This is a genomic window from Collinsella intestinalis DSM 13280, from assembly GCF_000156175.1.
Taxonomy (GTDB): Bacteria; Actinomycetota; Coriobacteriia; order Coriobacteriales; family Coriobacteriaceae; genus Collinsella; species Collinsella intestinalis.
This window is the reverse complement of the sequence record NZ_GG692710.1, coordinates 1,122,063-1,138,277: the sequence shown is the minus strand read 5'-3', so window position 1 is coordinate 1,138,277 and position 16,215 is coordinate 1,122,063. Positions and strand designations below refer to the sequence as shown.

Sequence of the window (16,215 nt, the reverse complement as noted above, 5' to 3'; positions counted from 1 at the left end):
GGGGGCCGCGATACGCGGGGGCGTTGGCCGCTGCCCGCGCGGGAGGACGGAACTCGGGATGCGGGGCGGCGCCGTTGCCCGGACGAACACCGTTGCCGTTCATCGGGCGCGATCCCACGCCGCGCGTCCGTTCGTTGACGCCGAGCGGCAGGGGAGCGCGGTCGCGCGTGGCCCCGTTGTTCGCGGAGGATGCAAGGCGCACGGAGCGACGGGGGTCGTCCCCGCGGTATCGGTCGTCCATCGGTGCCTCCTGGATCGAGACGGCTCAAACGCCATCGAAAACAAACGAAGTACATTCTACCAGCCCAAATATAAACACCTGGGCATCTGTCCGTCCGGGTGCGATCGGGTCGGGGCGCTGCGAAGGGCCGCTCGCCTTATAACCTACTTTGGTGGTTGCGCGCCCCACTTCCGCGACTGGTCGATTTGGGCGGTGAGCGGAAAATCGGGCGCGGCCGCGCGTTCGCGCAACGACCGTTAGTCGGAGAACGGCGCCCGCTCGTCTGCGATGACATTCCGAACGTCGACTGACCGCAAACCTTCACATCGGTTGGCAATATTCTTCAGGACATGGAAAAGGCGCCCGCCAAACCGGTGAGCGCGAGGGGGCGGGTCGACGAGTGGACACGTCGGCCCCAAACAAAAGAAAGGAGGCGCGCTATGGCGGAAACCAACGCTTCTGCTGCCGATCAGGGCGGCATGAAGAAGACGCTGTCGCTGTGGAACTTCTTTACCATCGGCTTCGGCGCCATCATCGGTACCGGTTGGGTCCTGCAGGTCGGCGACTGGATGGTCGTTGGCGGCGGTCCTGTCCCCGCTATGATCGCATTCCTCTTGGGCGCCATCGCCTTGGTGCCCATCGGAGCGGTGTTTGGCGAGCTTACGGCCGCCATCCCGGTTTCCGGCGGTATCGTGGAGTACGTCGACCGCACCTTCGGTCACACGGCGTCCTACATCACCGGCTGGTTCCTGGCTCTGGGCAACGGCATCCTGTGCCCGTGGGAGGCAATCGCCATCTCCACGCTGGTCTCGGACATGTTCGGCAGCCTGCCTGGTCTTGAGTGGCTCCGCGCCGTCAAGCTCTACACCATCCTCGGTGCAGACGTCTACCTGTTCCCGACGCTGATCGCGCTCGCCTTCGCCAGCTACGTGGTCTTCCTGAACTTCCGCGGCGCCAGCTCCGCTGCCAAGCTGCAGGCCTTCCTCACCAAGGCCCTGCTCTGCGGCATGCTGCTCGCCATGGGCGTCTCCATCGTGACCGGCTCCCCCGACAACGCCATGCCTGTGTTCTCCCAGGTCGCCGGCGCTGGTGGCGGTGTCGCCGAGACCGAGTCCACCAACCTGCTCGCAGGTATCGTCTCGGTCCTGGTGCTGACCCCGTTCTTCTACGCGGGCTTCGACACCATCCCGCAGCAGGCCGAGGAGGCCGCTGAGGGTCTGAACTGGAACAAGTTCGGCAAGATCATCACCTTGGCCCTCCTGGCCGCCGGTGGCTTCTACATGGTCTGCATCTACTCCTTCGGCACCATCCTCCCCTGGAACGAGTTCGTGGCTCAGCCCGTTCCCGCTCTGGCCTGCCTGAAGAACATCAACATGATCCTGTACGTGGCCATGCTCGTCATCGCCACCCTCGGGCCCATGGGTCCCATGAACTCCTTCTACGGCGCTACCTCCCGCATCATGCTCGCCATGGGCCGCAAGGGTCAGCTCCCCGAGAAGTTCGCCGAGGTCGATGAGAAGTCCGGCGCCCCCAAGCTCGCTTGCGTGGTCCTCGGTGTCATCACCGTCATCGGTCCGTTCCTGGGCAAGAACATGCTCATCCCGCTGACCAACGTGTCCGCCCTGGCGTTCATCCTCTCCTGCACCATGGTCGCCCTTGCGTGCCTGAAGATGCGCTACACCGAGCCCGACCTGCCTCGTCCCTACAAGGTTCCCGGCGGCAAGTTCGGTATCCTCCTGGCCATCCTGGCCGGCGCCATCATCATCGGCCTGCTCGTCCTGCCCTTCAGCCCGGCCTCCCTCAACATGGTTGAGTGGTCCATCGTGCTCGGCTGGCTGGTCGTTGGCCTGATCCTCATGTTCGCCACCAAGGCTCGCGCCAAGAAGTAGCGAAACCCCTTCGTCGGCGGGCGCACGACACGACGCGCCCGCCGCATTCCGGGGGTCCACACCGACCCCCAGGGGAGAGCGCCCCGGCGCCGACCCCACCATGGAACAAAGTGCACCGAGCTCCGCGTTCCATCGCGGCATATCCGCCGCGTCTCTCCTCTCTTGCGGCATGCCCGGCCGCGCACGTACCTCGCGCGGTCGGGTGCCACTAGCCAATCCATCGTTCCAATAAGGAGGAACAACATGGGTAAGAAGTATGCAATCGTCGGCGGCAAGCTCATCGACGGCACCGGTGCCGATCCGGTTGAGAACTCCCTGGTTCTCGTCGACGAGAACGGCAAGATCGAGTACGCCGGCGCCCACCAGGACACCCCTGAGGGCTACGAGGTCATCGACGCTACCGGTAAGACCGTCATGCCCGGCCTCATCGACACCCACCTGCACTTCTCCGGCAACCTCACCGACGATGACACCGACTGGGTCATGCAGCCGCTCCTCGAGAAGCAGGCCGTCGCCGTCAAGCAGGCCTACGACTGCCTCACCCACGGTCTGACCACCGTGTGCGAGATCGGCCGCTTCGGCATCCAGATTCGCGACTGCATCGATAAGGGCGTCTTCAAGGGTCCTCGCGTCCTCGCCACCGGCCTCGGCTTCTGCCGCACCGCCGGCCACGGTGACTCCCACCACTGCAGCCAGCTCGAGAACAAAGAGTCCCATCCTTGGGGCGACCAGGTCGACGGTCCGTGGGATCTGCGCAAGGCCGTTCGTCGCCGCCTGCGTGAGAACCCCGACGCCATCAAGATCTGGGCTACCGGCGGTGGCATCTGGCGCTGGGACTCCGGCCGCGACCAGCACTACTGCTCCGAGGAGATCCAGGCCGTCATCGACGAGGCCAAGCTGGTCGGCATCCCGGTGTGGAGCCACTGCTACAACAATCACGCCGCTGCCTACGATTCCGTCCGCTTTGGCTGCGAGCAGCTGATTCACGGCTTCGACATCGACGAGCGCACCATGGACCTCATGGCCGAGCAGGGCACCTTCTTCACCCCGACGATCGCCTTCCTGCCCACCTGGTACTCCACCTATCCGCCGGTCTACGTGCCCGAGCTGCATGACAAGTACGAGGGCACCCTCGTCGAGAAGGAGCTCCAGCGCAACTACGACTGCCTGCGCGAGGCCAAGAAGCGCGGCGTCGTGATGACCATCGGTTCCGACTCCTTCTCCTTCGTCACTCCTTACGGCACTTGCTCCATCGAGGAGATGTACGAGTTCGTGGACAAGATCGGCTTCACCCCGGTCGAGACCATCACCTGCGCCACCTTGAACGGTGCCAAGATGTGCCACATCGAGGACGAGACCGGTTCCCTCGAGGCCGGTAAGTGCGCCGACCTGCTGGTCGTCAACGGCGATGTCGCCGCTGACATCCACACCCTCAACGTTGACAACATGGACGTCATCATGAAGGACGGCTGGATTGTCGACGCCGGCACCTTCGGCGAGGGCAACAAGTACTCCGAGTAACTGAGTTACTCCCATAGGGCTCCTCGGCTCTGCCTCCAGGCGTAGCGGCTTCGCAATAGATAGGGAAGCGGCGTCGTGGAGGGGCCGGGGAGCCCCCGCGTTTACCCGGGGCGGGGCAGGGCGCCGCTCCAGGGGGACGACACGAGCGCCCATCCCGCTATTCGGGGTGGGCGTTTTTTCGGCCGATTGGTATCATGGAGCACGTGTGATGAATGTTAAAAAGGTAGGTGTTTGCGTGCGGCGGCCGTTTGCCCGTTGGAATCAGACGAAATTCTTCCGCGTCGCCCAGAGCTGGGCGCTGCGCGGCCTCATCCTGTGCGTCCCGATGTTGCTTGGCCTGCTGGCCCTCGAATTCGTGACCAACCCCAACCCGGTCCCCGCGGTTATCACCATCGCCGGCCTCGTCTTGCTGTGTTTCTTCTTTGCGTACGTGTTCGTCGCGCCCGATGACTTCTCGCTCTCCGCGACCGACCGAACGCTCGGCATCGCGAGCAAGATCTTCGCTTACACCCGTCACGGTCTGGCACCCGAGGCGACGTTGGGCGCGTGCAAACTGATCCTGCCCGAGACCTTAGCCTCGGCGATCTGTATCACCGACGGCACGGCGGTCGTCGCGAGTTGGGGCGAGGATTCAGACCGCTGCCCCACGGGTACGCCGGTCGTTCTCGAGAGCACGCTGCGCGTCATCGAGAACGAGCGCATGGAGGTTTTCGCGCGCGAGACAACCGGTCCCGATGAGCCGTATTTCTTCCCGCGCCTGCAGGCTGGAATCACGGCCCCGCTCATCGTGCGCGACCGCTGCATGGGGACCTTCGAGCTGTACTATCCGCGCTACAGCGACATCGATGCACGTCAAACCGCGCTCGCCACGGGCTTTGCCGAGCTGATCTCCACGCAGTTGGCGAGCTTCGAGCTCGAGCGTCAGGAGGATTTGAGCGCCCGCATGGAGCTGCGTGCGCTGCAGTCCCAGGTCGATCCGCACTTCCTGTTCAACACCATCGGAACCATCGTGTCGCTCGTGCGTACGGAGCCGGAGAAGGCGCGCTCGCTGCTCATCGACTTCTCGAACTACTATCGCCAGACGCTGTCGAACTCCGATGCGCTCACTTCACTCGAGAACGAGCTCGACCAGGGCATGCGCTACATCAACCTCATGCAGGCGCGTTACGGTGACGGCCGTCTCAAGCTCTCGGTCGACTTCGATCCGTTCACGCTCGATTGCCGCGTTCCGCCGTTCATCTTGCAGCCGCTGCTCGAGAACTGCATCAAGCATGCGATGCGTGAGGTCGAGCCGTTGTCCATCAAGCTTTCCTCCCTTGAGACGGATGACGGTATCCAGATTGTGGTCGAGGACGATGGCATCGGCATGAGCGAGGAGACGCTCGCCCACCTGCTCGACGTGAAGCGCGATGTGGACAATACATGCCCGTGCGGTTGCACCGAGGAGGATGGTGAGTGCGTCGAGGCCAAGCTCGAGTCCATGAGCAGGAGGAGCGCTCCCACTACGGCGGACGGCTCGCTCAGGCGCGGCGGCGGTTTGGCCCTCGTCAACGTGCTCATGCGCATACACTTCTTCTTCGGCGCAGAATCGGGCATCCACGTCGAATCGCAGGAGGGCGTGGGAACGCGCGTGACGGTCGACCTGATCGGCGAGCCTCACGAGCCGGAGGGGACGGCGCTTCCCTCTGCCAGGTGACGGCGATTCGGTCCGCGGCGCAGCGCGCCTTGCGGGTCGATGTGGGCGCGCCGTGCCCTGCGCCCGCGTTACACTAAGGCCCTGACTGTGCGCGACATACGGTTGCGCGTCGCGGCCGATTTGATTGGATGGCGTGTTGGGCGCAGAGCCCATGGGACAAGGGAGATGGCATGGCCGACCAGGCATGGCGTGTTTTGATTGTCGATGACGAGCCGCCGATTCGCGCTGAGTTGAACTACCTGCTCAAGCAGGACGGCCGCGTCGGACGCATCGAGGAGGCCGGCGGGGCGACGGAGGCGGTCGAGAAGATCTTGGCCTTTGGCCCCGAGGTGCTGTTCCTCGACATTCAAATGCCCGGCACGAGCGGCGTTCAGCTCGCAGATACGCTGCAAAAGCTGAAGAAGCCCCCGGCGATCGTGTTTGTGACGGCGTTTTCCGAGTATGCGGCAGAGGCGTTCGAACTCGACGCGGCGGACTACGTGCTCAAGCCGGTTGAGCAGGACCGACTTGAGAAGGCGCTCGACAAGGTCGAGAACGCCCTCAACGCCCGCCGGCCGGCGGTGGCCGAACCCGTGCGCCGCATCCAGGGTGAGCGCAACGGCAAGCGCACCTACATCCCCGTGACCGACATCGCCTATATCGAGGCTCGTGCCGATTACGCCTCCGCTCATACGGAGACCGGCACCTACCTGGTCAATGATTCCATCTCGGTTTTGGAGCGCCGTCTGGCGAACGAGGGGTTCTTACGTGTGCACCGCAGCTTCCTGGTGAATATCGACGACGTCCGCGATGTTGAGGTGCTCAAGCCGAGTGGTCTCATGCAGCTCAAGCTCGGCCGGACGGACGCGAGCATCCCGGTCAGCCGCAGGCGTGCGACCGGTGTTAAAAAGCAGCTCGGCCTGGCGTGATGAGCCGCCGTAGCTCCCGCGCGCGGGTTGTGACGAGTCTTCATAGACATGGGTGACGTGGTGCGCTTCCTCGCGCGTACCACGTCATTTTGTTATAGTAACGAGCAGTGTAGCTATTTTTGGAGGACGATCTGAGACCATGCCTGACGCGAGCGACAGTCCCTCGCCGCGACCCGATGTCGCGGCTGTCCCTGTTCCCATAGCGCGCGCCGACGCGACGTCGCGGGCGCAGCGCTTGCTGCATGCCGCCGGTTCGACCGCAAAGGAGGCGGTCGCCACCGTCGGAGCGCCGGTCAAGGCGGCGGCTCGCACGGTCAAGCGTCACTTGGTGCCCCAGTATACGCTGGGCGAGGAGATCGCGAACTCCATCACGCACGGCATAGGCGTCGCCCTCGGCATCGCCGCGCTCGTCGTCATGGTCGTGAAGGCGGCCGTGGACGGGGCCCATCCGGCGTCGCTCGCCAGCGCGATCATCTTCGGCGTCGCACTCATCCTCGAATATCTTGCGTCGACGCTGTATCACGCCATTGCCGTCCCGGCTGCCAAGCGCGTCTTTCGCGTGATCGACCATAGCTGCATTTACCTGCTCATCGCGGGCACGTACACCCCGTTTTGCCTCATCACGCTGGCCGATGCCGGCGGTATCCCGCTGTGCATCGCCGTGTGGGCGATCGCAATCGCGGGCGTGCTGTTCGAGGCGTTCATGCGCGAGCGCCAGCCCCATTGGCTCACCGCCGCAATCTACGTTGCGATGGGTTGGCTCGTCGTCTTCCGCTTGCCGCAGCTCGTCGCCGCGCTGCATCCCACCGCGCTCGTGCTGCTTGCCGTGGGCGGCGTGTGCTACACCGTTGGAGCGGTGTTCTACGTTCTCAAGAAGATTCGCTATATGCACAGTATTTTCCACCTGTGGGTTCTTGCCGGCAGCGTGCTGCAATTCTTGGCGGTGGTCCTCTTCGTGATTTAGCTTCTGGTGCGTAAATCCTCGGATGTGTAATGAGGGACGGGTGCACATTACACATCGATTTGCGTGCATCGTGCGATGTGTAATTCGCACCCGTCCCCAATTACGCATTGCTCGCGCCATTCACTAACCCAGGAGGTTTGAACCCGTCCCCATGGACATCACCATCAGTATCATCACCACACTCGTCCTTACCGTCGTCAACGGCTACTTCTCCATGTCGGAGATGGCCCTCACCACGGCCAAGCGCGCCGTGCTCGACCACGAGGCGGAAGGAGGCGACCGTCGCGCCGCCCGCGCCGCCGAGCTCGCGGCCAATTCCGGCAGCTTCCTCGCCACCATCCAGGTCGCGATCACGCTCGTGGGCTTTGCGTCTTCTGCGGTCGCCTCGACGAGCCTGTCCGACCCGCTCGCGCAGTGGCTGTCGAGCTTCGGTATCGATGCGCTGACCATGGTCGCCCCCGGCCTCGCGCCCGTACTCATCACGCTCGCCGTGTCTTACCTCTCGATCGTCGTGGGCGAGCTTGTTCCCAAACGCATCGCCCTGGCCGATGCCGAGGGCATGGCCAAGCGCGTCGCCAAACCGCTCACGGTGTTCCAGAAGATCGCTCGTCCGCTCGTCTGGCTGACGCAGGCTTCTGCCGACGGCCTCGCTCGCGTCTTGCGTATCAAGAACGCCGACGACCGTCAGAACGTCTCCGAGGAGGAGATCCGCTACATGATCAACGAGCAGGACACCCTGCTCGACGAGGAGAAGCGCATCATCCATGAGGTGTTCGACCTGGGTGACGCCTCCGCGCGCGAGGTCATGGTGCCGCGCGTCGACGTGACCATGGCCGAGGATGTCCAGACGGTCACCGAGGTCATGAACCTCATGCGCCAGACGGGCTTCTCCCGTATGCCGGTGTTTCACGAGGATCAGGACGGCGTGGTCGGCATCGCCCACATCAAGGACCTGATCGGCCCCGTCATGGGCGGCGAGGGCGATCGTCCCGTGTCAGAGTTCATGCGCGACGCCACCTTTATCCCCGACACCAAGGACATCCTGCCCCTGCTCTCCGAGATGCAGACGGCGCACGACCAGATCGTCGTGGTGGTTGATGAATACGGCGGCACTGCCGGCATCATCACCATCGAGGACATCGTCGAGGAGATCGTCGGCGAGATCGAGGACGAGTTCGACCCCGACAACAAGTACCTCACGCGTCTCTCCAAGCGCGAGTGGCTGGTCGATGGACGCTTCCCGTGCGATGACGCGATCGAGCTCGGCTGGCCCATCGAGGAGAGCGACGAGTACGAGACCATTGCCGGCTGGATCCTCGATCTGTGCGACTCCCTGCCCGATATCGGCGAGGTTTTCGAGTCCGATGGGTACAAGTTCAAGGTGCAGTCCATGCGTGGGCAGCGCATTTCGCTCATCCGTGTGATCGCGCCTCTCGAGGAGCCCAAGCCCTCCGAGGAGGAGCGAGCCGCGGACGTTCGGTCCGGAGTCGAGCGCGCGATTCGCGAGCACGTGCAGGAGAACGCCACGCGCTCCCGTTCGGTGCGTGCGGGCGCGAACATCTCGCCGGATGATCTCACGCCCGATTACCAGCCCGAGCAGGGCGAGTAGGGGCGACGCGTCTCCGGCGGGGCGCGAGCCGCAAGGCGAGTGAGCCACGCTGGCGCCCGGATGCCGAGTGAGCGCGTCTGCGGGGTGCACATGTCGCTCCGTAGCGATGTAGTCGATCAGCGCCGTTCGGGCGCCGATGAGAAAGGTAAGGCCATGGCCGATTTGTTCAACATTCTCAAGGTCACGGTGGGACCCAAGAAGCTGACCGCCCGCGTGCTTGTGAACCCCGGCATGCCCCTCATGACGTCCGAGGACGTTGAGGCGACCGCCCGCGTGTATTATCTCGCCCCCGCCATCGCCGAGCACATGTGCCTGGGCGATGCGGGTTCCAAGTTCCAGGACTGCATGGGTCATACGGAGCTTGCCCACCTGCTCGAGCACCTGACTGTCGAGATCATGAACGAGACGGGGCTCGCCGGCGGTATTTCCAGTGGTCGCACGCGTGGTGTGATGGGCGACGATCGCCTGTTTGACGTTGAGATCTCCTGCCCCGACGACGCGCTCGCCGTTGGTGCGCTCTCCTCCGCTTCCTTCATGATGAATTGGGCGTATCTGCACGCCGATCAGACGCCGCCGGACTTCCCGGGTACGGTTGCCGCGCTCGCAAGCCTGGTTGGCAGCCTGCGCGGGGAGGCCGCTGCAGGCGATGAGGCCGGTGCTAGTCCGGGTGCCGCGGCGAACGGCGCCGAGTGCGGGGCCGAGGATTTCGGCCCGATCGATACCGAGGGCGCTTCCGTTGTCGCGCATGATGACGTCGAGGGCGCCGTCTTCGGTGGCGCTGCCGCCGAGTAGCAGGACGTTGCATCGCGTTTCCGCGCGGCATCGCCGTCGTGCCGCCATGTCCCTTGAGGATATGAACGATTCTGCCGGCAGAAATAGGAGCTTATGAACGATTCGTTCATAAGCTCCATTTTTGTACAGCTCTCTACCTGGGAAAACGTCATGGACTCATGAGTGCGATTTTTGCAATCGTTCATATCCTCCAATCGTTCATAAGCTCTCGTTTGCGCACGGGTTTCAACCGCACATGGTTCCTGATGGCTGCGCGTCGCGTCGCGTTGCTTCGTTGAGGGCTCGTCAGCCTGCGGCTCCCAAGGAGCCAAGAAGGGCCTCCGGTTCGATCTTTTGAATGCGGCTCTGCAAACGAATGACCGTTTACCATAAAATAGCTACCGTTCACGGTTGCACGAAGGCCCCATCTCGGTGCTGCGGCTTGACGCGGCTCGCGGGGGATTCTTATACTCCAAACCGCAACAAGAAATGAGGAAGGTTACCTCGACGCGCTTCGTGGGCCTGACCAAACTCTTGCAGTGCCAAGCGCCGCCCAGTGGCGGTATTCTTGCGCAACCGCACAGTTTCGGTCCGGTCTTTTTTCATGCCGCGATGCGGCAACACGAGGAGTGATTACGAAATGGGTTTCCTTTCGAACTTGTTTGGCGGTAAGACATCTGAGGTCGAGCAGCCGACGACTGAGGACGGTCGCACGGCCGAAGCCTCCCCTCAGGCAGCCCCCGTTGCGACGGTTCTCTGCCCAGTATCCGGCACCGTGATGGACATCTCTGAGGTGAACGATCCCGTCTTTGCGGGCAAGGCCATGGGCGACGGTATCGCCATCGTGCCGAGCGAGGGTGTCCTCGTCGCGCCTATTTCCGGAACGGTGGAGGCCTTGTTCCCGACGGGCCACGCGCTCGCTATCAAGGACGAAGCCGGCATGGGAGTCATGCTTCATATCGGCATCGATACGGTCGACATGAAGGGCGATGGCTTTATCGCTCGCATCGCTCAGGGCGATCGCGTCGAGGCGGGCCAGATTCTCGTTGAGTTTGATCGAGAGAAGATCGCGGCCGCCGGTTTCGAGGACACGACGATGATGGTCGTCACCGAGCTCGGTTCGGACCTCTCATTGGCCAAGTGCCCTGCTGGCGCCGTCTCGCGCGGCGACGTCGTCCTCTCCCTGATTCGCTAGCCGGTTGCTCGGACCGAGGTCACAGCCGTGTATATCAAGCGTGTCTACAACAACAATGTCGTGATGGTCGACGATGCGGGAACCGAACGCATCGCCGTGGGCAAAGGTATCGCCTTTGGTCGCAAGCGCGGAGATATGGTCGATTCGGCGTCCATCGAAAAGGTCTTCACCCTCGATGATCCCACGCAGCTTTCGCGCCTCGAGCGCCTCATCAAAGGCATTCCGAGCGAGTACCTGCTCATCGCCGAGGACATCGTTGCGATGCTTCGCCGCGAATCCGATTCCGTTATCGATGACAGCGTTCTCATCGCTCTAACCGACCATATCTCTATGGCCCTTGAGCGCGAGCAGGCGGGCATCATATGCGACAACCCTCTTCTCTTCGAGATCAAGCGCTTCTATGGGCGCGAATTTGAGCTTGCTCTCAAAGCACGGGAGATCATTCGCGGTCATCTCGGCATCGAGATCTCCGAGGCGGAGGTGGGCTTCATCGCCTTGCACATAGTGAATGCGACGATGAAGCAACGTACCGACCATTTGATGCTTTCAATCAAGATGATCAACGGCATCCTCAATACCGTGTCCGAAACTTTTGGGCTCACGTATGACGAGGGTAGCGTCCAATACGAGCGCTTTTTGCGCCACCTTCAGTTCTTCTCCCAGCGCGTGCTCGACAAGAGCATCGCGCAGTCCGAGGACACCTTCCTATTCCACTTGGGTAAAGACCAGTACCCTGATGCGCTTGAGTGCACCGAGCGCATCGGCGCGCATATCGAGCAGGAGTATGGCTGCGTCGTGAGCGATGCCGAGAAGGGATATCTGGTGTACCACATCGCGAATCTCGTACACGCCCCGCATGCGGACGCGTCGGGGGAGTCGTCTGTCGCAGCGGGCGACCAACAGAAAGGAGCGTAAGGCAATGGCAAATAAGCTGAAGAGTTCGCTGGAGGTGTTTTCCAAGTCGATCGTCCAGCCGCTGATGTACCTGTCCGTGGCGGGCACCGTGCTGATTCTTGGCATCCTCCTCACCAACCAGACCATCACCTCGATGGTTCCCTTCCTGCAGCTGCCGTTCTTCGCCACCATGGGCAAGATCATCTACAACAGCCTGATGTTCATCGTGAACAATCTCGCGGTGATTTTCTGCGCTGGTATTGCCGGCGCGATGGCCAAGAAGGACAAGGGCCATGCGACGCTCATCGGTCTCATGTCCTTCTTCCTGTTCCTGAATGCCAACAACATCACCCTCGAGGCACTCGGCATGCTTGCTGAGCCCACGCAGCTCGGGCTGGTCGGCACCGGTCAGAGCGAGGTCCTGGGCATCCAGGTACTCGATATGGGCGTCTTCGGCGGTATCATTCTGGGCTGTATCGCCGGCTGGGTCTTCAACAAGTTCGGCGGTAAGCAGTTCCCGATCGCCCTTTCCATGTTCTCGGGCGTCCGCTTCCCGTTCCTGATCATGATCTGCATCTCCCTGCTTCTCGGTGTGGCCGCTTGCTATGCTTGGCCTCCCGTGCAGGGCGGTATCGCCTCGCTCGCCGGTATGATCCAGGAGAGTGGCAACATCGGCCTGTTCTTGTACGGCATGCTTAACAAGCTGCTCGTCCCGCTCGGCCTGCACCATCTCATTTACACGCCCTTCCAGTTCTCCGATGTGGGCGGCACGCTCGCCCTGGGCGATACGGTTATCGCCGGCGCCTATCCGATTCGCGTCGCCGAGATGGCCATGGTCGGTCAGCCGTTCTCCGCGAGCACCTACTTCAATAGCTACACCTTCAACAACCTGTGGCCCTATCTGGGTATCGGCACGGCGTTCATCGTGACCTCCTACAAGCGCAATCGCGACAAGACCCGCGCCATCATCCTCCCGCTCATCATCACCGCGATCCTCACCTGCATCACCGAGCCGATGGACTTCCTGTTCGTGTTCGCCGCTCCCGTGCTGTTCGTGGTCCACGCCGTGCTGTCCGGCATCAGCCTCGTCTTGCTCAAGGTTCTGAACATCCCTGCGGCGACCGCCGGCGGTATCATCAACATCGTCGTCTCCAATCTGGTGCTCGGCGTTGAGAAGACCAACTGGCCGCTCATGATCGTCCTCGGCGTCATCAATGCCGCCCTGTACTTCGTGGTCTTCACGGTGCTCATCAAGAAGCTGCACCTGCACACCCCTGGTCGCGAGGGCGAGGAGGACGACGTCGAGCCCTCCACTGTGTCGGAGGCCGCCGCTCCCGCTGACGAGGCAGCTGCGTCCGCTGACGAGGTTGCCGCCGCTCCCGCCGCCGGCGACCCCGTGCTCGATCTGATCGCAGGCCTGGGCGGTAAGGCGAACATCCAGTCCACCGAGAACTGCTTCACCCGTCTGCGTGTGAACGTCGCCGACGAGTCCCTCATCGATGAGGACCTCATCAATCACATGAAGAACAGCGGCATCGTTCGCAACGGCAACGACATCCAGATTATCTTCGGCATGGAGGTCGCAAAGGTCCGCGGCCAGGTTGAGGAGGCCCTCGAGAACATGTAGGCCCGCAAATGAGGGGCTCTTGGGATGGCGCGTCGAGCGCGATGCGTTCGACGGCGGTCCCGATCCCCTTCACGTCGGCCTCGTACCGGGGCCGGGCGCGCAAGCCCGTCCGGCCCCCCGTCAGCACGGTCCCGCGACGCGTATCGCGCGGCGATTCCGCGCCGTTTCAGACATGGGCAAGCGCATTTTTCGTTTCACGCATGAGAAAGGATGCACCATGATCATCACCCTCGCCGGCGGCGGCTCCACCTTCACTCCCGGTATCGTCAAGTCCATCGCGCTGCGCAAAGAGGAGCTCGAGGTTGAGGAGATCCGCCTGTACGACATCAACGAGGAGCGCCAGCGCAAGGTTGGCGTGCTCGTCGACTGGATCTTGCACGAGGACCTCGGCCTGGACATCAAGTTGACGGTCACCACCGATAAAAAGACTGCCTTCTCCGACGCCGACTTCGTCTTCGCCCAGATGCGCGTGGGCGGCTACGCCATGCGCGAGCAGGACGAGAAGATTCCGCTGCGCCATGGCTGCGTCGGTCAGGAGACCTGCGGTTGCGGCGGCCTCGCTTACGGCATGCGCACCATCTTCCCCATGGTCGAGCTCATCGATGATGTGGAGAAGTACGCCAAGCCCACGTATTGGATCCTCAACTACTCCAACCCTGCTGCAATCGTGTCCGAGGCGTGCCGCGTGATGCGCCCGAACGCCCGAATCATCAACATCTGCGATATGCCCATCGCCATCATCGACCTCGTGTGCGCCGCGCTCGAGATCGACAAGAAGGACGTCGAGTACGATTACTTCGGCCTCAACCACTTCGGTTGGTTCACCAGCATCCGCCACAAGGGCGAGGAGGTGCTGCCGCAGCTGCGCGAGTACATCAAGGAGCATGAGATCCTGCTTCCCAGCAGCTATCTCAAGGGCATGAGCTCCCTCATGAAGTCCAACACCGACAACGAGGACGAGAGCAAGCAGAACCGCCACACGAAGGGCAGCTGGTATTACGTCTGGAAGGGCGTTTACGAGATCATGGAGCTCTTCCCGGAGTACCTGCCCAACACGTATCTCAATTACTACCTGCAGCAGAAGGAGTTCGTCGAGCATTCCAACCCCGAGCGCACGCGCGCTAACGAGGTGGAGGAGACGCGCGAGCACAACCTGTTCGCCGGTATTGACCGCTATGAGGCCACGGGCGAGATCGACGAGAGCACGTTCTACGCTGGCAGCCATGGCGACTGGATCGCCGATCTGGCCGTCGCGCTCAAGAACGACACGAAGGCGCGCTTCCTGGTGATTTGCCAGAACCGCGGCGCGATCCCGAACATGCCTTACGACGCGATGGTCGAACTTCCCGCGTATATCGGAAAGAACGGCCCCGAGGTCATCTCCCGCGACAACATCCCGCTGTTCCAGCAGGGCCTTATGATGCAGCAGCTCAATTCCGAGAAGCTCGTGGTCCAGGCGTGCATCGAGGGGTCGTACGAGAAGGCGCTCCAGGCGTTCACGCTCAACAAGACGGTCCCGTCGATGACGGTCGCCAAGGAGGTTCTCGACGAGATGATCGAGGCCAACAAGGACTTTTGGCCGGAGCTGAAGTAGGGGAATTCCCGACGGCTTGCCCGGGGCGGCGCCAGTGTTTGATGGCGTTGCGGCCGCGGCGCCTGGCGAAGTGGTAGCGCCTGGCGTTGCGGCCGCGGCGCCCGGCGAAGTGGCCGCGGTGCCTGGCGAAGTGGCGGGCTGCCCGCCGCGTTCTTTGAGGATGTGAACGATTTCGCCAGCAGAAAAAGGAGCTTATGAACGGTTCGTTCATAAGCTCCTTTTTTGTACAGCTCTCTACCTGGGAAAACGTTGCAAGTCCAATGAATGCAATCTTCGCAATCGTTCATAGCCGCCAATCGTTCATATCCTCCCAAAGGGAGGCATCTTACCTGTATCGACAAATCATAGACAGGTATGGAGGAAAATAGCGAAAGGGAAACGGCGGGATGATGCTTTGAGCCGGCGGGATGATGCTTTGGGCTGACGAGACGATGCTTTGAGCTGAGATTTCGGCGAAGATGGGGGACTGCACTATGCACATGTTGGTTGTCGACGACGAGGTCGATATCGCGAATATGCTCGCGGAGTATTTCCGCATGGAGGGCTACGAGGTCGTGTGCGCGAATAGCGGGGCCGAGGCGCTCGCTGCCGCTTCGGCGGGCGTCGCCCCCGACATCATGCTGCTCGACGTGAACATGCCGGGCATGGACGGTTTCGAGGTGTGCCGCCGCGTGCGCGAGCACCTGAGTTGCCCGATCATCTTCCTCACCGCGCGTATCGAGGACGTCGATCAGCTCGACGGCTTTGCCGCCGGCGCCGATGACTACGTGATGAAGCCGTTCTCGCTCGAAGTGCTCGGCCGGCGCGTTGCCGCGCATATGGCGCGCGAGGGCCGTATGCGCGAGCGCGAGAACGCTGTCCGATTCTTCCAAGAACTCACCATCGATTACGGACGGCGCACGGTTGAGGTGCGACCCGGTGCTGGTGAGCCGGGGGACGGGGCTACGGAGCGCGCTGCCGGGCCGCTGGCAGCTGGGGGAGACGCGTCCTCTCGCGCATACGTCGACCTCACCAAGCTCGAATTCGACATCGTTGCGTTGCTCAGCAAGCGGCCGGGTCAGGTGTTCGACCGCGATGCCATATACGAGCACGTGTGGGGTTGGGACGCCGCGGGCGATCCGTCGCAGGTGCGCGAGCATGTGCGCCGCATCCGAAACAAGCTCGCTGCCGCCGGTGTGGCCGAGGATCCCATCGAGACGGTGTGGGGCGTAGGCTACAAGTGGGTGGCTAAGTGAGGGGCGACGCGCAAAACGGCGCCACGCCCGACGCACAAAACGGAACCATGCCCGACGCGGAATGCGACGCTCAGCCCGTTGCTGGCCCCGTT

Annotated in this window: 13 protein-coding genes; 12 read left to right on the top strand and 1 reads right to left on the bottom strand. The window is 62.5% G+C overall.

What is annotated here, in order from left to right; genetic code table 11:
- The coding region (locus tag COLINT_RS08640) for a hypothetical protein (protein WP_006723369.1) at positions 1 to 241 on the bottom strand (241 nt) is incomplete at its 3' end.
- A gap of 419 nt (positions 242 to 660) precedes the next feature.
- Here COLINT_RS08640 and COLINT_RS05215 point away from each other — a divergent pair.
- The 12 genes from COLINT_RS05215 (at position 661) to COLINT_RS05160 (ending at position 16,123) form a co-directional block, all read left to right on the top strand.
- Positions 661 to 2,109 (top strand): APC family permease, encoded by a 1,449-nt coding sequence (locus tag COLINT_RS05215; protein ID WP_039910378.1) that lies wholly within the window; start codon positions 661 to 663, stop codon positions 2,107 to 2,109.
- A 243-nt stretch (positions 2,110 to 2,352) separates the two neighbouring features.
- Positions 2,353 to 3,630, top strand: a complete 1,278-nt coding sequence (locus COLINT_RS05210; protein WP_006723367.1) for a metal-dependent hydrolase family protein — start codon at positions 2,353 to 2,355, stop codon at positions 3,628 to 3,630.
- A gap of 208 nt (positions 3,631 to 3,838) precedes the next feature.
- Positions 3,839 to 5,326: a sensor histidine kinase gene (locus COLINT_RS05205; RefSeq protein ID WP_006723366.1), complete on the top strand. Its 1,488-nt coding sequence runs from the start codon at positions 3,839 to 3,841 to the stop codon at positions 5,324 to 5,326.
- 170 nt (positions 5,327 to 5,496) lie between these two features.
- A complete protein-coding gene (locus COLINT_RS05200; protein WP_039910377.1) occupies positions 5,497 to 6,234 on the top strand; it encodes a LytR/AlgR family response regulator transcription factor in 738 nt (245 codons plus the stop codon).
- Between the two features lie 139 nt (positions 6,235 to 6,373).
- Complete coding sequence (gene trhA, locus COLINT_RS05195; RefSeq protein WP_006723364.1) at positions 6,374 to 7,198, top strand: PAQR family membrane homeostasis protein TrhA; 825 nt, start codon at positions 6,374 to 6,376, stop codon at positions 7,196 to 7,198.
- Between the two features lie 151 nt (positions 7,199 to 7,349).
- The gene (locus tag COLINT_RS05190) at positions 7,350 to 8,807 is read left to right on the top strand and encodes a hemolysin family protein (protein WP_006723363.1); all 1,458 of its coding nucleotides are present in this window, start codon (positions 7,350 to 7,352) and stop codon (positions 8,805 to 8,807) included.
- A gap of 90 nt (positions 8,808 to 8,897) precedes the next feature.
- Positions 8,898 to 9,599 carry a hypothetical protein gene (locus tag COLINT_RS05185; protein WP_233418348.1) on the top strand — a complete coding sequence of 234 codons (702 nt, stop codon included), beginning with the start codon at positions 8,898 to 8,900 and terminating at the stop codon, positions 9,597 to 9,599.
- Positions 9,600 to 10,218: 619 nt separating this feature from the next.
- On the top strand, positions 10,219 to 10,773 hold the full coding sequence (locus COLINT_RS05180) for a PTS sugar transporter subunit IIA (RefSeq protein WP_006723359.1): 555 nt from the start codon (positions 10,219 to 10,221) through the stop codon (positions 10,771 to 10,773).
- A 27-nt stretch (positions 10,774 to 10,800) separates the two neighbouring features.
- The gene (locus tag COLINT_RS05175; RefSeq protein ID WP_006723358.1) at positions 10,801 to 11,688 is read left to right on the top strand and encodes a PRD domain-containing protein; all 888 of its coding nucleotides are present in this window, start codon (positions 10,801 to 10,803) and stop codon (positions 11,686 to 11,688) included.
- 4 nt (positions 11,689 to 11,692) lie between these two features.
- Entirely contained in the window at positions 11,693 to 13,294 is a 1,602-nt protein-coding gene (locus COLINT_RS05170) for a PTS transporter subunit EIIC (protein ID WP_006723357.1), read from the top strand.
- 217 nt (positions 13,295 to 13,511) lie between these two features.
- A complete protein-coding gene (locus tag COLINT_RS05165; protein ID WP_039910625.1) occupies positions 13,512 to 14,888 on the top strand; it encodes a 6-phospho-alpha-glucosidase in 1,377 nt (458 codons plus the stop codon).
- 473 nt (positions 14,889 to 15,361) lie between these two features.
- Positions 15,362 to 16,123, top strand: a complete 762-nt coding sequence (locus tag COLINT_RS05160) for a response regulator transcription factor (RefSeq protein ID WP_233418347.1) — start codon at positions 15,362 to 15,364, stop codon at positions 16,121 to 16,123.
- Positions 16,124 to 16,215: the final 92 nt, after the last annotated feature.